Origin of the sequence: Aeromonas sp. BIGb0445 (assembly GCF_024809075.1) — a bacterium.
Classification (GTDB): Bacteria; Pseudomonadota; Gammaproteobacteria; order Enterobacterales; family Aeromonadaceae; genus Aeromonas; species Aeromonas rivuli.
Window position 1 is genome coordinate 1 of sequence record NZ_JANUES010000022.1, and the last position, 3,066, is coordinate 3,066.

A 3,066-nucleotide genomic window follows, 5' to 3' on the forward strand; every position below is an offset into this window, starting at 1 on the left:
TGCTCTTTAACAATCTGGAAAGCTGATTTAAAAAGTAGTTCTCAAACATTTGTTACAAGTGCTTTGGAAACTTCTTGGCGAAAACCAAAATTTATTTTGGTCCTTGTTGTACTTCAACAAGCAAGCGTTGTTTCGACGACACTTCTTGGGGTTGTATGGTTAAGTGACTAAGCGTACATGGTGGATGCCTTGGCAGTCAGAGGCGATGAAGGACGTACTAACCTGCGATAAGCTGTGAGAAGTCGGTAAGAGACGCTATTACTCACAGATTTCCGAATGGGGAAACCCACCCAGCATAAGCTGGGTATCGTTAAGTGAATACATAGCTTAACGAGGCGAACCGGGAGAACTGAAACATCTAAGTACCCCGAGGAAAAGAAATCAACCGAGATTCCCTTAGTAGCGGCGAGCGAACGGGGATTAGCCCTTAAGCAACTTGGAAGTTAGTGGAATGGTCCTGGAAAGGCCAGCGATACAGGGTGATAGCCCCGTACATGAAAACGACCTTGTTGTGAAATCGAGTAGGGCGGGACACGTGACATCCTGTCTGAATATGGGGGGACCATCCTCCAAGGCTAAATACTCCTGACTGACCGATAGTGAACCAGTACCGTGAGGGAAAGGCGAAAAGAACCCCTGTGAGGGGAGTGAAATAGAACCTGAAACCGTGTACGTACAAGCAGTGGGAGCCCTTCGGGGTGACTGCGTACCTTTTGTATAATGGGTCAGCGACTTACATTTTGTAGCGAGGTTAACCGTATAGGGGAGCCGTAGGGAAACCGAGTCTTAACTGGGCGTCTAGTTGCAAGGTGTAGACCCGAAACCGGGTGATCTAGCCATGGGCAGGTTGAAGGTTGAGTAACATCAACTGGAGGACCGAACCCACTAACGTTGCAAAGTTAGGGGATGACCTGTGGCTGGGGGTGAAAGGCCAATCAAACTCGGAGATAGCTGGTTCTCCCCGAAAGCTATTTAGGTAGCGCCTCGGACGAATACTACTGGGGGTAGAGCACTGTTTGGACTAGGGGGTCATCCCGACTTACCAACTCCATGCAAACTCCGAATACCAGTAAGTAATATCCGGGAGACACACGGCGGGTGCTAACGTCCGTCGTGAAGAGGGAAACAACCCAGACCGCCGGCTAAGGTCCCAAAGTTCTGGTTAAGTGGGAAACGATGTGGGAAGGCTCAGACAGCTAGGATGTTGGCTTAGAAGCAGCCATCATTTAAAGAAAGCGTAATAGCTCACTAGTCGAGTCGGCCTGCGCGGAAGATGTAACGGGGCTCAAACCAGGCACCGAAGCCGCGGATTCACACTTATGTGTGAGTGGTAGGGGAGCGTTCTGTAAGTCTGCGAAGGTGTATCGAGAGGTATGCTGGAGATATCAGAAGTGCGAATGCTGACGTAAGTAACGATAAAGGGGGTGAAAAGCCTCCTCGCCGGAAGACCAAGGGTTCCTGTCCAACGTTAATCGGGGCAGGGTGAGTCGACCCCTAAGGTGAGGCCGAAAGGCGTAATCGATGGGAAGCAGGTTAATATTCCTGCACGACTTGTAATTGCGATGGGGGGACGGAGAAGGCTAGGTGGGCCAGGCGACGGTTGTCCTGGTGAAAGTGCGTAGGCGGTATCTCTAGGCAAATCCGGAGATGCAACGCTGAGACACGAGACGAAGCCACTACGGTGGTGAAGCCATTGATGCCATGCTTCCAGGAAAAGCCTCTAAGCTTCAGATTACAAGTCATCGTACCCCAAACCGACACAGGTGGTCGGGTAGAGAATACCAAGGCGCTTGAGAGAACTCGGGTGAAGGAACTAGGCAAAATAGAACCGTAACTTCGGGAGAAGGTTCGCTCTTGACAGTGAAGTCCCTTGCGGATGGAGCAGTTGGGAGTCGCAGTGACCAGATGGCTGGGACTGTTTATCAAAAACACAGCACTCTGCAAACACGAAAGTGGACGTATAGGGTGTGACACCTGCCCGGTGCCGGAAGGTTAATTGATGGGGTTAGCGCAAGCGAAGCTCTTGATCGAAGCCCCGGTAAACGGCGGCCGTAACTATAACGGTCCTAAGGTAGCGAAATTCCTTGTCGGGTAAGTTCCGACCTGCACGAATGGTGTAACCATGGCCATGCTGTCTCCACCCGAGACTCAGTGAAATCGAATTCGCCGTGAAGATGCGGTGTACCCGCGGCTAGACGGAAAGACCCCGTGAACCTTTACTACAGCTTGGCACTGAACATTGAACCTACATGTGTAGGATAGGTGGGAGGCTTTGAAGCGATAACGCTAGTTGTCGTGGAGCCGTCCTTGAAATACCACCCTTGTATGTTTGATGTTCTAACGCAGGGCCCTGAATCGGGCTCGCGGACAGTGCCTGGTGGGTAGTTTGACTGGGGCGGTCTCCTCCCAAAGAGTAACGGAGGAGCACGAAGGTTGGCTAATCCTGGTCGGACATCAGGAGGTTAGTGCAATGGCATAAGCCAGCTTAACTGCGAGACGGACAGGTCGAGCAGGTACGAAAGTAGGTCATAGTGATCCGGTGGTTCTGAATGGAAGGGCCATCGCTCAACGGATAAAAGGTACTCCGGGGATAACAGGCTGATACCGCCCAAGAGTTCATATCGACGGCGGTGTTTGGCACCTCGATGTCGGCTCATCACATCCTGGGGCTGAAGTCGGTCCCAAGGGTATGGCTGTTCGCCATTTAAAGTGGTACGCGAGCTGGGTTCAGAACGTCGTGAGACAGTTCGGTCCCTATCTGCCGTGGGCGTTGGATGATTGAAGGGAGTTGCTCCTAGTACGAGAGGACCGGAGTGAACGAACCTCTGGTGTTCGGGTTGTCACGCCAGTGGCACTGCCCGGTAGCTAAGTTCGGAATCGATAACCGCTGAAAGCATCTAAGCGGGAAGCGAGCCCTGAGATGAGTCATCCCTGACCCCTTGAGGGTCCTAAAGGGCCGTTGGAGACCACAACGTTGATAGGTGGGGTGTGTAAGCGCGGCGACGTGTTGAGCTAACCCATACTAATTACCCGTGAGGCTTAACCATACAACACCCAAGAAGTGTT

Annotated in this window: 1 rRNA gene; it reads left to right on the forward strand. The window is 52.0% G+C overall.

Annotation, left to right across the window (positions count from 1 at the left end):
- The first annotated feature begins 157 nt into the window (after positions 1-157).
- Positions 158-3,047, forward strand: a 23S ribosomal RNA gene (locus tag M2367_RS20380).
- Positions 3,048-3,066 lie beyond the last annotated feature (19 nt).